This window comes from Salaquimonas pukyongi, assembly GCF_001953055.1.
Lineage (GTDB): Bacteria > Pseudomonadota > Alphaproteobacteria > Rhizobiales > Rhizobiaceae > Salaquimonas > Salaquimonas pukyongi.
The window spans coordinates 1,786,905-1,799,425 of record NZ_CP019044.1 but is presented as its reverse complement, the minus strand read 5'-3'; the positions used below and the strand labels follow the sequence as shown (position 1 = coordinate 1,799,425).

The following is a 12,521-nucleotide window of genomic DNA, read 5'->3' as shown; positions in this document are numbered from 1 at the left end:
ATGACAAAACCTCCCGCAACGATCGACGAGACCGCCGAACTTCTGGCTGGCGGCGGCTATGTGTCCGACCGGGCGCTGGCAACCGTGCTGTTTTTGGCGCTTTCCATGGGCAGGCCCTTGTTTCTTGAAGGGGAAGCGGGCGTTGGCAAGACGGAAATCGCCAAGGTTTTGAGCGAACAGCTCGACCGGCCGTTGATCCGCCTGCAATGCTATGAGGGCCTCGATGCCTCGACCGCGCTTTACGAGTGGAACTATGCTGCACAGATGGTCGAAATCCGCATGCGGGAGGCTTCGGGCGATACCGACCGCAAGGCAATGGAAAAGGGCGTCTTTTCCGACCGTTTCCTGATCCGCCGCCCGCTGCTGCAGGCCCTTGAGGGCAGCAAGGGAAAGGCGCCGGTGCTGCTGATCGACGAACTTGACCGCACCGATGAGGCATTCGAGGCGTTTTTGCTGGAAATCCTGTCGGATTTTCAGGTGACGATCCCCGAACTTGGCACCATCAGGGCGGCAGAACCGCCCATCGTCATCATCACCACCAACCGCACCCGCGAAATTCACGACGCGCTGAAGCGGCGCTGTCTGTATCACTGGGTGGATTATCCCGACGCCGAGCGCGAACTGGCGATCATTCATGTCAAAGCGCCGGGTGCGGGCGAAGCCCTGTCGCGCGAGATCGTGACCTATGTGCAGAAACTGCGCCAGATCGACCTGTTCAAAAACCCGGGCGTTGCTGAAACCCTGGACTGGGCCGGTGCCCTGATTGAGCTGGACAAGCTGGCGCTTGATCCGCAAACCGTCTCCGACACCATCGGCGTATTGCTGAAATACCAGGACGACATCGCCCGCATTCAGGCAAGCGAGGGCAAGCAGTTGCTTGATGAGGTGAAGGCGGAACTGCGGGCGGCGGAGTAGGCCGATGGCGCAGGCGGCAGATGCCAGGATGCGCGAAGCAGGGCGGCTGCCCGACAATATTCTTTATTTTGCCCGAACCCTGCGCGGTGCGGGCTTGCGGGTCGGCCCTGCCAGCGTTGTTGATGCGGTGCGGGCGGTATCGGTTGCCGGCATCACGGACCGGGATGACTTTTACTGGATACTGCACTCGGTCTTTGTCAGCCGGCATGAGGATCATGCGGTTTTCGATGAAGCGTTCCGGCTGTTCTGGCGCTCGCGGGAACTGGTGGAAAAAATGCTGCAGATGTTCTCGCCCGTGGCGATGGATCGCGAGCGCGAGGAGGAAAAACGTGCAGGCCAGGCGCGGGTTTCCCAATCGCTGTTCTCCGGCCAGGAAAGCCAGCGCGAGGTGGAAAAGCCGCAAGTGGAAATCGATGCCATGCTGACGGCATCGGGCCGCGAAGTCTTGCGCAGGAAAGACTTTGCCCAGATGACGGCAGGAGAGCTGGCGCAGGCGCGCCTGGCCATGGCAAAACTGGTTCTGCCGGTCCAGCCGGTCAGGACAAGGCGTTACAAGGCGGTCAACCGGCTTGCCCGCATTGACGCGCGGCGAACGCTTTCGGGGTCGATGAAAAGCGGTGGAGATCTGGTTCTGCCGCGGTTTCGCGAAACGCGCCGCGTTAATCCGCCCATCGTCATCCTGGCCGACATTTCCGGCTCCATGGCGAACTATTCGCGCACCTTTCTGCACTTTATCCATGCGCTGGCTGAAAGCCGCCAGCGGGTTCATACCTTCCTGTTCGGCACAAGGCTGACCAATGTAACCCGCCAGTTGCGCAACAAGGACATTGACGAGGCGCTGGCCAATTGCAGCGATGCGGTGGAGGACTGGTCAGGCGGAACGCGTATCGGCGCCACCCTGCAGGAATTCAACAGGAAATGGTCACGCCGTGTGCTGGGGCAGGGGGCGATCGTTCTGCTGATTACCGACGGGCTGGAACGCGACGACGATGCAATGCTGGGCCATGAAATCGACCGGCTGCACCGCTCCTGCCGGCGGCTGATATGGCTCAATCCGCTGCTGCGTTTCGAGGGGTTTCAGGCGCGGGCAAAAGGCATTCGCACCATGCTGCCGCATGTGGACGAGTTTCGCGCCGTGCATTCGCTCGATGCGCTGGCCGATTTGTGTCACGCCCTGTCGGCGCCTCAATCGGCACGGCACGATCCACGGCGCTGGCTGGAGGCGATGAGGGAGGCGTAGGCTTGCGATCCCTGCTTGATGCTACTTGAAGCGGCAGGGGTGGGAGGACTACAGTTGCCTTCCGTTTGGCCTGAACCGGAAATCAAACCCCATGACGACAGCTACTTCAACGCCCCCTGGAACACCATTGACGGTTTTGGACCGGGAACTCGACATTGCCGAGGCCTGGATGAAGGAGGGCAGGGAAGTGGCGATTGCCACCGTGGTTGAAACCTGGGGCTCGGCGCCGCGGCCAACCGGGGCGCATCTTGTCATCGATGGCGAAGGCAATTTCGAAGGCTCGGTTTCCGGCGGCTGCGTGGAAGGCGCCGTTATCGCCGATGCCATGGATGTGCTGCATTCGGGCGAACCGAAAATGCTCGAATTCGGCGTTGCCGACGAGACTGCCTGGCAGGTCGGGCTTTCGTGCGGCGGCAAGATCCGTGTCTATGTGGAAAGAGTCGGCTGATGGACCCCGCCAGCCTCAAAAAACTCAACGCCGCTCGCCGGGAGCGCCGTGCGGCCATTTTGTTGACCGAAATGGAGACTGGCCGCGACCGGGTGATCCTGGAGGCTGACGAGGTCGCCGGCGCGCTGGGTGATCTTGCCGCAACAGCCTTTCGCAGCGGCAAATCCGGCATGCATGCGGTCGAGGGAAAGAAATATTTCCTCAACGTTCACGTTCCAGCACCGCGGATTGCCGCCATCGGGGCAGTGCACATCACCCAGGCCCTGGCCGCCATTGCCGCCATTGCGGGATATGAAATCAGGGTGATCGACCCGCGCACGGCCTTTGCAACGCCGGAACGGTTTTCCGGTGTCGATCTGGCGGCCGAATGGCCGCAGGACGAACTTGCCAAACGCCCGCTCGATGCGTTTACCGCACTGGTTGCGGTAACCCATGATCCAAAGATCGATGATTTTCCCATCATCGAGGCGCTGAAGACCAATTGCTTTTACGTTGGTGCGCTGGGGAGCCGCAAAACCCATGCAAAGCGGGTTGAGCGGCTGAAGGCGGAAGGGGTGAGTGAAACGGAGCTTGCCCGCATTCATGCGCCCATCGGGCTTGATATCGCTGCCTCCAACCCGATGGAGATTGCCGTGGCGATCATCGGCGAGATCATCCAGGCCTATCGCACGCGGCCGGTTCAGGGGAGTGTCGCCAGCGGGGCCCGGGAGCGACGGGAAGCATGAAATTCGGCCGGTTTCTGCTGGAAGACTGTGGTGGTGCAATTCTTGCCCACACCCTGAGGCGGGGGAAGCTGACGATCCGCAAGGGGACGGTGCTTTCCAGGGCGGACCTGCAACAGGTGTCGGACGCCGGGATCGACAGCCTCATCGTTGCCATTCCCGGCAAGGAAGACGTCAACGAGGATGTGGCGGCCGGCCGGATTGCCGAAGCCCTTGGCGTTAGCGGGGCGATTGCGGCAGATGCGGGAACCGGGCGCGTCAATTTTCATGCAGAACATGCAGGGGTCTTGCGGATCTCCGCAGAACGCATCGACGCCATCAATGCCGTCGATCCGGGCATTACGTTTGCAACGCTTGCCGATTTTACGCCGGTAAAGGCAGGCCGCATGGTGGCAACGGTGAAGATCATTCCCTACGCCGTGGCAGAAAAGGCGGTAGAAGCGGTGGAGGCCTTGGCAGGGCAAGCGGGGGTGCTGGCGGTGCACAATTATGCCGCAAAACGCGTTGGCTTGATTTCCACACGCCTGCCCGCGCTGAAGGATGCCACCATTGCCAAGACCGCGCGGGTGATGGAGGGCCGCTTGCAGGCCAGCGGCTCTACTGTGGTGTTTCACGATGCTGTCGGCCACGAGGCGGCACAGATTGAAGAAGCCCTGCGTCAGCGGGCAGGCGATTGCGATCTCATGATCGTTTTCGGAGCGTCCGCCATTTGCGATGACCGCGATGTCATTCCCGAAGGTTTGCGGGCTGCCGGAGGAAAGGTTGTGCGGCTCGGCATGCCGGTTGATCCGGGCAATCTGCTGATGCTTGGCGAACTGGACGGAAAGCCGGTTCTGGGTGCGCCCGGCTGCGCCCGCTCGCCGGCGCGCAACGGGTTCGATTTCGTTCTGGAGCGGCTGCTGGCAGGTATTGCCGTCACCAGCCAAGATATCGGCCGCATGGGCTCCGGCGGCCTTTTGATGGAGATTGCGTCGAGACCCCAGCCGCGCGAAGCATCTGGCAGCAGCAAGGCGAAGACATTCATATCGGCCATCGTGCTGGCGGCCGGCCAGTCGCGGCGCATGGGAAAAGACAACAAGCTGCTGCTGGATCATGGCGGCGAACCGATCGTGCGCCATGTTGTGCGAGCTGCCCTCGATGCAAAATCCATTGCTGAAGTCATTGCCGTGACCGGATATGAGGGGGAGGCGGTGAAGGCTGCATTGGAGGGGCTGGACGTCAAAGTAGTGCACAATGCCGGCTATGAGGAGGGGCTTGCAGCGTCCCTTCGGTGCGGCATCGAAGCGGTAACACCGGGTGCAAGCCATGTGATCATCCTTTTGAGTGACATGCCGAAGGTAACACCAAACATGCTGGAAGCGATGGCAAAAGCGCTTGGGGAGAATGCCCACAGCATTGCGGCTGAAAAAGCCATTGTGGTTGCCACCAACAAGGGCAGGCGAGGCAATCCGGTGCTTTGGCCGAGGGCGCATTTTGAAGCGCTTGCCGCCATCAGCGGAGATACCGGTGCCCGCCATCTCATCGGGCAGAACGCGGACGATGTCGTTGAGGTGGAAATCGGGGAAGCTGCCGCGCTCGACGTCGATACGCCGCAAGCCTATGCCTTGTTAAAGGACCTGCCCTAAATCAGTTGCAGGCCTTTCAGACTGGCGTGTCCCTCGCGGCCGATGATGATGTGGTCGTGAACGGTTACGCCGAGGGGGTGGAGCACATCAATGATCAGCTTTGTCATCTCGATGTCCGCGCGGGAGGGCGTGGGATCGCCCGATGGGTGGTTATGGACGAGGATGATGGCGGTTGCCGACAGTTCCAGCGCCCGTTTGGCAACTTCGCGGGGGTAGACCGGCGTGTGGTCCACCGTTCCCACCTGCTGGACCTCGTCCTTGATCAGCCGGTTCTTCTTGTCGAGGAAGATGATGCGGAACATTTCCCGGTCCTCGAAGGCCATGGTGGCGCGGCAATAGTCGAGGACCTTGGTCCAGGATGTCAGCAGAGGGCGTTCGCGAATGCTGCCGCTTGCCAGCAGTGCCCCGGCCGCCTGGACGAGTTTCAGGTCGAGGGCCACTGCTTCGCCGACGCCCTTTATCTCGGTCAGGCGTGTCACCGGCGCTGACAACACTTCCGACAGCGAGCCGAATTCCTCCACCAACCGTTTGGCGATCGGTTTGGTATCGCCCTGGCGAATGGAACGATAGAGCAGCATTTCCAGGATTTCGTATTCGGCCATGGCAGCCGCCCCCGCCCTGGCGAACTTTGTCCGCATGCGTTCGCGATGGCCATGAAAATGGGGTTTTCGGCTGCGCGGCGCGCCTGCTCCCCGTGCCGTCTTTTCTTCAAAACCATCCCCTGTTGAAAGGGGGTGTGATTTGCCACCCGGCATTCATGCCTCGCCATTCGTTGTGCGAGGGCAGGCAGTTTGCCTGTGGGTGGCCCTCAATCAGATGTATGGTGGCACAGTGTGCCCTGCCGGGGAAAGGGTAAAAATCTCGCAGCCGTCTTCGGTTACGCCCACGGAGTGCTCGAACTGGGCCGAGAGCGAGCGGTCGCGCGTCACCGCCGTCCAGCCATCGCTCAGGACCTTTACCGCCGGGCGTCCGAGATTGATCATCGGCTCAATGGTGAAGATCATGCCGGGGCGCAGTTCCACGCCTTCACCCCTTCGGCCGAAATGGAGAATGTTCGGCGCATCGTGAAACAGCAGGCCGAGGCCGTGGCCGCAGAAATCGCGCACCACCGAGCAGCGCTCGCCTTCGGCATATTGCTGGATGGCTGCACCGATATCGCCGGTGGTGGCGCCCGGCTTGACCTCGGCAATGCCGCGCATCAGCGACTCATAGGTGACCGCGATCAGGCGCTCGGCAGCGCGGCGGGCCGGGCCGACCGTGTACATGCGGCTTGAATCGCCGTGCCAGCCGTCCAGCACCAGGGTCACATCGATGTTGAGAATGTCACCTTCGCGCAGCGGCTTGTCATTGGGAATGCCGTGACAGACCACGTGATTGATCGAGGTGCAGCAGGACTTGGTGTATCCGCGATAGTTGAGCGTTGCCGGAAAGGCGTCATGCTCGATACCGAAGCGGAAGACGAATTCGTCGATTTCCCGCGTGGTGACGCCGGGTTTGACGATGGCTGCCAACTGGTCGAGGCACTGCGCGGTTAACCGGCCTGCGCGGCGCATGCCCTCAAACCCGTCCTTGCCATAAAGCTTGATGGTTCCGGTGTTCTTTGCGGGTGCGTGACTGGCTTCGATGTAGTTCTGCATGCCATGCTCTATGCAGCGAAAGCGTTTTGTGTGCAAGACTTCCGAGGGGCGTTAGGAGACCGGATCGACGATCTCAACAGGCTCGACAGCGGTGATTTCTTCCGGCGTGATGCGGCACTTGAGCGCCAGCATTTCAACGCCGGCGCCTTTGGCATCAGCAAAGGCCCTGGCATAGGCCGGATCAAGGTCGCTGGCGATGGAAAAGCGGTCCCCGTCCCAGCGCTGGATGATGTAAAGCATCATGGCCCGGTTGCCGGCCTCCACCTGCCGGATGAGTTCGCCCAAATGCTTGGTGCCGCGGGCGGTTTTGCAATCTGGAAATTCATGCAGGCCGCGGCGGCGAACGAGATGGACGTTTTTGACCTCGATGAAGCAGGGAGGCCGGTCTTCTTCGCTTATCAGAAAGTCGATGCGTCTGTTTTCGCCATATTTCTGCTCGGCAAGAATTGTCGCGCCGGGCCGAAGGGGTGCCAGACCGTTTTCCATGGCCTCGCGGGCCAGGCGGTTCGGCAGGTTGGTGTTGATGCCGACAAGCGTTCCGTCCGCCTCGACGATTTCCAAGGTATGGCGCAGTTTGCGGGCAGGATTGCGGCTGTCGGAAATCCAGGCGCGCGATCCCGGCGCATCGAGACCGAGCATGGCGCCCGGATTGGGGCAATGGACGGTGATCACGCTGCCATCCGGCATTTGAACATCGGCAAGAAAGCGCTTGTAGCGCCGGATCAGCGTACAGGAGATGAGTTCGTCCACAAACTTCAAGCTTTTGACCCTTTATGTTGGCTTGAATGCCAGTTTGGCCTTGTTGCGGCGGCCCGCTTTCATTACACACGGCCAAACGCCGCGCGGTAACGTGCGGCAGTTGTCTATGTATCAGCGGGTTTCAGGTTTTTCCGGTTCTGTCAAAATCTGAATTGCTCCAGGTCCGAATGGAATGCAATGCCGAGATTGGCCAAGATCGCGATCGTGCTGGTCCTGCCACTGGTTGGTGCGCTGTTTTTGTTCCACGGGGAAATTTCGCGCTTTCTGTTTCATCCCGACGGACTTTCGCTGGCGCCGGCCGAACTTTGTGTTGAAAACCGTGCCGGCGAGGTTCTGGTCGCGAAGATTGCCGTTTTTGGCGGAGAAACGTCCACCATGCTGATCGAGGACGGGGATGTTAGCTGTTCAGCCTCACCGGAGGCCGGCAGGGCGGGAATGATACAGATCGCCCGCAGCGAGAGGGCTCCAGATCGCTGTGAGCTGGAGGCTGCTGCCGGCGCAAAGATGGTAATCGAGCGGTTTGATCCGCCGCATGAGTGTGGTTGGAGCGAGTAATGTGGCGCATTGGCTTCGGACTTGAAAAAATCGGCCTCGCCGCACAACGGCGGCCGGTGCTGTTTTCGCTGCTGGTGCTGGCACTTATCGCGATTGCCGGGCTGAATGTGCGCCATGTGAATTTCAATGGCAGCATTCTGTCGGTCCTGCCGGACCGTTCGCAGGCATTTCGCGACTATGATGAGATCAAGCAGTCCTATCGCAATTTTTCCCGCGATGTGACGATCCTCATCGAATCCGACCGGCTGCTGACAGCCGAAGGACTGGACGATCTGCGCAACCTGCAGCTCGACGTTTCGCTCGCCGATGGTGTTTCCCAGGCCAACTCGATTTTCTCTGTGCCTGATTTCGATCCGCAAACCGGCGAGTTTCGAGAGTGGTTTCCCGAAGAACTGGGAAGCGATGAGGACGCGCTGGCCCTCCTTGACCAGCTGATTGAGAAATACCCGCAGGCGGCGAGCCTGTTCAACAAGGAGCGCGGGGTTGCCGTCATCACCGCTTCCCTGGTGACCGGGGTTCAGGAGGATGACGAAAAGAGCTTTGCCGCCTATGTGACGCTGAAAGAGGCGGCGGAAGCGGCAGCGCCGGAGGATTTCAAGCTTTCCTTTACCGGCCTGACGCCCATCGGCGCGGCGATTCTGGAAGCCCTGCTCGACGATCAGGTGAAGCTGACCGTGTTTGGCCTGCTGATCGGGGCAGGGATTGCCTTTTATGTTTTCAGAAGCCTCTTGGCCGCCGTCCTTTGCGCCGTACCGCCAATGCTGACGGCGCTGTGGACCTTTGGCCTTTTTGCCCTGTTCGGCGTGGAGATCAATTACCTGACGACGGTCTTGCCGACGCTGGCGCTTATCCTGGCCTTCGCCGACGGCATCTTCCTGTATTATCGCTGGCAGGCCCTCAATGCGGTGCAATCCGATGCCGAGGACAATCTGACAGAGGCGATTGTGCGGGTGGGGCCGGCATCCTCCCTGACCTCCATTACAACGGCTTTGGCCTTCCTGTCATTTTCCTATGCCGACAGCGAGGCGCTGAAGGAATTCGCCTATCTGGGGTCGGGAGCCGTTCTGCTTGCCTTTGTTGCCGTGATCATCGGGCTTCCGCTTGCCATTCACTGGGCAATCAAGCTCGGCCTTGCCCATACCGGCATGCGGCAGACACCCGCCTTTCACGGCATCGGCAAGCGCACGCGGCCAGTCACCATCGGCCACCCGTGGGTGCTTGCCCTTCTGGGTGTTGTTCTGATGATCTGCTTTGGCGTCCTGCAGCGCGATGTAACGGCGGAATACCGCCTTACCGAATATCTGCCGAAGTCCTCGGAGGTTCGCTATGGCGAGGTTCTGGCCAACGACATTACCGGCGGGCGGGCATTGATGCTGCTTTCGGTTCCTTTCGCAGAGGAAGGCGGTTTTGCCAGCGTGGAAAACCGGGAGCGCCTTGAGGCTGTCGGCGCCATTGCCGGTGAGCAATTCGGTGAGGCGAGTATTTTTTCGGCAGCCCAGGCATTGCGCAGTGCGCGCAGCGATGCTGCCCGCGAGCGCATCACCGAGGTGGTTCAGGAGGCCGTCAATGAAGGGCGCACGGACTTTATCGCCAATGACGGCATGGCGGCACTGGTTGGCGTGCGGCTTTCATCCGATCTGCCCGTGGCAAAGCTCATCGAATTGACCGATGAACTGCGCGAGCGGCTGTCTCAACTTGCCTATGGGGATGATATCCTGGTAAGCGGTTTTCCGGTGCTCATGAGCATCGAGTTCACCAAGCTGATCGACCAATTGCGCCTCAGTCTCATTCTGGCGATCATCCTGGGCGTGACGATCCTGGGACTGGCGACGCGTTCTCCGATGATGTTTCTTGCCGCGATCACGCCGAACCTGCTGCCGATTTTCTTCGTGCTGACCGTGCTGTACTTCCTCGGGGGAACCATCAATCTTTCCGAAGTGGTCGCGCTGACCGTGGCCTTCGGCATTGCCATCGACAATGCGGTGCATTTGATGAACGTGTTTGAAAGCCAGCGCCAGGAGGGCAAGGAAGTCCGCCATGCGCTTGCTGCCTCGCTCGAAGAGGTCGGCCCGGCATTGATGGCGGGAACGGTCATCATCTGTGCTGCCATCACCGTGACCCTTATCAGTTCGCTTCCCATCGTGCCGGTGATCGGACGGCTGATGATCGCCACGCTGATTGTTGCGCTGCTTTCCAACCTGCTGATACTGCCTGCCAATATTTTGACACTTGAAGGATTTAGGCAGCGCATCTTCCGCAACTGACGGCGCCGTGTTAAAACTCTCCGGCGGTGTTCACCCAAACCCGATGGCGACACCATGATAAAAATCCTTCCGCAAGCTGTAGCCGCTGCCAGTCTCATTCTCGTTGCCACCTTTTCGCCCGTTGGTGCCGAGACAGCGGCGGACTTTCTCAAGAGCCTGGAAGGAAGTTATGCCGGACGCGGCAATGCGGTGGTGGTTGGGGATGAAACCACCAAGATATCCTGCAAGGTGGCGAACCATTTCGATGCTTCCGCCATAGCGCTGGAAATCAACGGGAACTGCGCCAGCACCAAGGGCAAGAGCGTGGTCAACGGCAAGGTTGTGGCCAATGGCGGCAAGCTGAGCGGTTCGTTTGTTTCAGCCCGCAAGGACGTTACGGTCACCAAGACAAGCGGCCAGTTTTCCGGCGGCAAGATGGTGCTCACCACCAACATGCTGGAAAACAAGACCGGCAATCTCATCCGGGTGCGCCAGCACATTTCCAGGACAGACAGCGGTATCAAGGCGGATTTTTATGCCTTTGACAGCAAGACACAGAAATACAAGCCTTCCGGCACCATCAATCTGAAGAAGCGCTGATGACGGATTTCGTTGATCCCGACAAGGAACGCTTCGGCCGTTTCAAGGATCTGCCACGCGATCACCCGGTACAGATGCTCAATCTGGTTCGCCTGAAGGAGCAGGCGGTCTATCCCGATGGCGCGGTTTGCAGTGGCGCGGAGGCGTATGCATCCTATGGCAGGGAGAGTGGGCCGGTTTTCCGCGAACTTGGCGGCCGCATCATCTGGTCGGGGGAATTTCAGCTCACCTTGATTGGTCCTGAAGACGAGGCCTGGGACATTGCCTTCATTGCCGAATATCCAAGCGGGCAGGCGTTTATCGACATGCTGCGCAACCCGGTCTACCGGCAGGCGGTCGTGCACCGGCAGGCGGCGGTGAAAACCTCCCGGCTGATTCGCATGAAACCCAAAACGGTTCAGGGCGGTTTCGGGTAACAACCCTTATTCGACGATGTTCAGCCATTCGGTGTCGGGAAAGCGCCTCGTGCGCAGCCGGTTGACCGGGTGGGCGGTGTCCTCGTGCCCAATGGCCACACCGCAGAACAGCATCATGTTTTCCGGCATGTTGCAGAAGTCTGCGATCGTTCTGGGATATTGATACCAGCATTCCTGCGGGCAGCTGTTGAGGCCTGCTTCCTCCAGCAGCAGCATGAAGGTTTGCAGAAACATTCCGCAATCGGACCATTGGGGCGGCAGCATGCAACGGTCCATGAAGCAGAAAATCGCCGCGGGGGCGCCGAAGAGGCGGTAATTGTTGGCAAACCACTGCCGCCTTGCCGCCTTGTCCTTCCGGGCGATGCCAAGATGGCCGTACATTTCCTCGCCAACCTCGTAGCGGGCCGTCCGGTATGGCTCGGCGAGCTTGGGCGGATAAACCGCGTATTCGGGGGCCTCGCCATCGGGATGGGGCGTGCCGGCAAGCCGCTCCTCCATGATGGCCCTTAACCGCCGCGTTGCCTCACCATTGACGACGGTGATTTTCCAGGGCTGGACATTGCCGCCTGACGGGGCGCGGGCCGCCTTGCGCAGGCATTCCAGAATGCTTTCGGTTTCAACGGCCTCCTCGGTGAAGGCACGCACAGAGCGCCGCTTCATCACTGCTTCACTGACCTTCATCGCCACCTCTCTTTTTGCGCCCGGCCAAATCTTTTGAAACCCTGAATTGACCAGTGCGGGGAAAAACACAAGCGGGCAAATGCCTTATGGGTGCGAAGCAGGTGAACAAGGCGGCGCAGGGCGCTAAGCATGTGTGCAGCAAGGCGGTATCGGTTGGTCAAACCATACTTATACTTGATTTGAGCATAAGTATGGTTTATATGGGTGTGAACCAATCCGGGAAGGAGATTGAAATGATGCATTCAAAAAAAGACAGTGTCCCGCATTCATCGGGCGGGGCCGGGTTGAGCCGCCGGGCGATGCTGCTTGGCGGGACGGTGCTGGCAACCGCGGCTGCCGTGCCGGGCATGGCGCAAGCAGCGCTTGGCGTTCTGCAGGGCAGTGGGCTTGCGGGCAAGGGGCGCAGATGGCGCAAATGGCGCCGGGGTGAGGGGCATCTGGGCCGCTATCTGTGTGGTCAGGTGCACCACAAGATGGCGCTGGAACTCGACGATATCATTGCCGATCCGGCGATTGACGGAGAGGGCACTGCAAAGGCGCTGATGGAGGCGCGTTGTCCAGGATGCGGTCAGCGGGTCCAGCCGGCGACAAGTTCCATTTCTGCCGTAGTGCCGCAATGGCAATGGCACGAACAGACGGTTTGAACCCCGGCGCAGCCAGGACGAACGCACTTGAAAGGA

The 12,521-nt window shown here is 60.1% G+C and carries 14 protein-coding genes; 10 read left to right on the top strand and 4 right to left on the bottom strand.

Annotated features, from left to right (window positions below):
- The 5 genes from BVL55_RS08760 to BVL55_RS08740 all read left to right on the top strand — a co-directional run bounded on the left by BVL55_RS08760 (window position 1) and on the right by BVL55_RS08740 (window position 4,950).
- Window positions 1–915: an AAA family ATPase gene (locus BVL55_RS08760; RefSeq protein WP_075996567.1), complete on the top strand. Its 915-nt coding sequence runs from the start codon at window positions 1–3 to the stop codon at window positions 913–915.
- Window positions 916–919: 4 nt separating this feature from the next.
- Window positions 920–2,155, top strand: a complete 1,236-nt coding sequence (locus BVL55_RS08755) for a vWA domain-containing protein (protein ID WP_075996566.1) — start codon at window positions 920–922, stop codon at window positions 2,153–2,155.
- A gap of 169 nt (window positions 2,156–2,324) precedes the next feature.
- Entirely contained in the window at window positions 2,325–2,603 is a 279-nt protein-coding gene (locus BVL55_RS08750; protein ID WP_075998033.1) for an XdhC family protein, read from the top strand.
- A complete protein-coding gene (locus tag BVL55_RS08745; RefSeq protein ID WP_075996565.1) occupies window positions 2,603–3,328 on the top strand; it encodes an XdhC family protein in 726 nt (241 codons plus the stop codon). Before BVL55_RS08750 ends, BVL55_RS08745 begins: the two co-directional genes overlap by 1 nt.
- Window positions 3,325–4,950 carry an NTP transferase domain-containing protein gene (locus BVL55_RS08740; protein ID WP_075996564.1) on the top strand — a complete coding sequence of 542 codons (1,626 nt, stop codon included), beginning with the start codon at window positions 3,325–3,327 and terminating at the stop codon, window positions 4,948–4,950. The genes BVL55_RS08745 and BVL55_RS08740 overlap by 4 nt, the downstream gene beginning before the upstream one ends.
- On the opposite strand, the gene radC is transcribed toward BVL55_RS08740, so the two are convergent.
- Genes radC through sfsA form a run of 3 tightly spaced genes read right to left on the bottom strand, consistent with a single transcriptional unit; the run spans window position 4,947 to window position 7,346 of the window.
- A complete protein-coding gene (radC, locus tag BVL55_RS08735) occupies window positions 4,947–5,705 on the bottom strand; it encodes a RadC family protein (protein ID WP_075996563.1) in 759 nt (252 codons plus the stop codon). The genes BVL55_RS08740 and radC overlap by 4 nt on opposite strands.
- 57 nt (window positions 5,706–5,762) lie before the next feature.
- Window positions 5,763–6,587 (bottom strand): type I methionyl aminopeptidase, encoded by an 825-nt coding sequence (gene map / locus BVL55_RS08730; protein WP_075996562.1) that lies wholly within the window; start codon window positions 6,585–6,587, stop codon window positions 5,763–5,765.
- Window positions 6,588–6,638: 51 nt separating this feature from the next.
- The gene (gene sfsA / locus BVL55_RS08725) at window positions 6,639–7,346 is read right to left on the bottom strand and encodes a DNA/RNA nuclease SfsA (protein WP_075996561.1); all 708 of its coding nucleotides are present in this window, start codon (window positions 7,344–7,346) and stop codon (window positions 6,639–6,641) included.
- A gap of 177 nt (window positions 7,347–7,523) precedes the next feature.
- On the opposite strand from sfsA, the gene BVL55_RS08720 reads away from it, so the two are divergent.
- Genes BVL55_RS08720 through BVL55_RS08705 form a run of 4 tightly spaced genes read left to right on the top strand, consistent with a single transcriptional unit; the run spans window position 7,524 to window position 11,160 of the window.
- Window positions 7,524–7,901 (top strand): hypothetical protein, encoded by a 378-nt coding sequence (locus BVL55_RS08720; RefSeq protein ID WP_075996560.1) that lies wholly within the window; start codon window positions 7,524–7,526, stop codon window positions 7,899–7,901.
- Window positions 7,901–10,165 carry an efflux RND transporter permease subunit gene (locus BVL55_RS08715; protein WP_075996559.1) on the top strand — a complete coding sequence of 755 codons (2,265 nt, stop codon included), beginning with the start codon at window positions 7,901–7,903 and terminating at the stop codon, window positions 10,163–10,165. Before BVL55_RS08720 ends, BVL55_RS08715 begins: the two co-directional genes overlap by 1 nt.
- Window positions 10,166–10,219: 54 nt before the next feature.
- Complete coding sequence (locus BVL55_RS08710; RefSeq protein WP_075996558.1) at window positions 10,220–10,744, top strand: hypothetical protein; 525 nt, start codon at window positions 10,220–10,222, stop codon at window positions 10,742–10,744.
- Window positions 10,744–11,160, top strand: a complete 417-nt coding sequence (locus BVL55_RS08705; protein ID WP_075996557.1) for a DUF1330 domain-containing protein — start codon at window positions 10,744–10,746, stop codon at window positions 11,158–11,160. Before BVL55_RS08710 ends, BVL55_RS08705 begins: the two co-directional genes overlap by 1 nt.
- A gap of 6 nt (window positions 11,161–11,166) precedes the next feature.
- Here the strand turns inward: BVL55_RS08705 and BVL55_RS08700 are convergent, their stop codons facing one another.
- Window positions 11,167–11,841 carry a nitroreductase family protein gene (locus BVL55_RS08700; protein ID WP_075996556.1) on the bottom strand — a complete coding sequence of 225 codons (675 nt, stop codon included), beginning with the start codon at window positions 11,839–11,841 and terminating at the stop codon, window positions 11,167–11,169.
- Window positions 11,842–12,074: 233 nt separating this feature from the next.
- Here BVL55_RS08700 and BVL55_RS08695 point away from each other — a divergent pair, with 233 nt between their 5' ends.
- On the top strand, window positions 12,075–12,485 hold the full coding sequence (locus tag BVL55_RS08695; protein WP_156892483.1) for a hypothetical protein: 411 nt from the start codon (window positions 12,075–12,077) through the stop codon (window positions 12,483–12,485).
- Window positions 12,486–12,521 lie beyond the last annotated feature (36 nt).

Bases quoted from the DNA above. Each gene is read 5' to 3' on its own strand.
- BVL55_RS08755 (WP_075996566.1), top strand. From the start codon at position 920: ATGGCGCAGGCGGCAGATGCCAGGATGCGCGAAGCAGGGCGGCTGCCC.
- BVL55_RS08745 (WP_075996565.1), top strand. From the start codon at position 2,603: ATGGACCCCGCCAGCCTCAAAAAACTCAACGCCGCTCGCCGGGAGCGC.
- map (WP_075996562.1), bottom strand. From the start codon at position 6,587: ATGCAGAACTACATCGAAGCCAGTCACGCACCCGCAAAGAACACCGGA.
- radC (WP_075996563.1), bottom strand. From the start codon at position 5,705: ATGCCGGGTGGCAAATCACACCCCCTTTCAACAGGGGATGGTTTTGAA.
- BVL55_RS08715 (WP_075996559.1), top strand. From the start codon at position 7,901: ATGTGGCGCATTGGCTTCGGACTTGAAAAAATCGGCCTCGCCGCACAA.
- BVL55_RS08760 (WP_075996567.1), top strand. From the start codon at position 1: ATGACAAAACCTCCCGCAACGATCGACGAGACCGCCGAACTTCTGGCT.
- BVL55_RS08720 (WP_075996560.1), top strand. From the start codon at position 7,524: ATGCCGAGATTGGCCAAGATCGCGATCGTGCTGGTCCTGCCACTGGTT.
- BVL55_RS08705 (WP_075996557.1), top strand. From the start codon at position 10,744: ATGACGGATTTCGTTGATCCCGACAAGGAACGCTTCGGCCGTTTCAAG.
- BVL55_RS08740 (WP_075996564.1), top strand. From the start codon at position 3,325: ATGAAATTCGGCCGGTTTCTGCTGGAAGACTGTGGTGGTGCAATTCTT.
- BVL55_RS08700 (WP_075996556.1), bottom strand. From the start codon at position 11,841: ATGAAGGTCAGTGAAGCAGTGATGAAGCGGCGCTCTGTGCGTGCCTTC.
- BVL55_RS08710 (WP_075996558.1), top strand. From the start codon at position 10,220: ATGATAAAAATCCTTCCGCAAGCTGTAGCCGCTGCCAGTCTCATTCTC.
- BVL55_RS08750 (WP_075998033.1), top strand. From the start codon at position 2,325: ATGAAGGAGGGCAGGGAAGTGGCGATTGCCACCGTGGTTGAAACCTGG.
- BVL55_RS08695 (WP_156892483.1), top strand. From the start codon at position 12,075: ATGATGCATTCAAAAAAAGACAGTGTCCCGCATTCATCGGGCGGGGCC.